This is a genomic window from Neobacillus drentensis (assembly GCF_036965425.1).
GTDB lineage: Bacteria > Bacillota > Bacilli > Bacillales > Cytobacillaceae > Neobacillus > Neobacillus drentensis_F.
This window is the reverse complement of sequence record NZ_JBALPP010000177.1, coordinates 1-200: the sequence shown is the minus strand read 5'-3', so window position 1 is coordinate 200 and position 200 is coordinate 1. Positions and strand designations below refer to the sequence as shown.

At 32.5% G+C, this 200-nt stretch carries 1 protein-coding gene; it reads right to left on the bottom strand.

From position 1 onward, the window contains the following. Positions 1-14 precede the first annotated feature (14 nt). Positions 15-200, bottom strand: a 186-nt coding sequence (locus V7161_RS29255) for a DUF192 domain-containing protein (RefSeq protein ID WP_335716284.1), incomplete at its 5' end; no start/stop codon positions are given.

Here is a 200-nt window from a genome sequence, read left to right as displayed (position 1 = left end):
AAGGCGAGATGATTTTATTTAAGCTTCACAAAATCCCCTTCTTTGATTTGATTCTTTTCAAACCATCCAAGATTCACTTCAATAGCATAATGATAAGATAGTTTCGGATCATAAGAAGGGCATTCATCCTCCTTACAAGGAACCATATCTAATATTTTTAGAATTTTCCCATCTGAATCAAGAAAAGCAATAGATAAAGG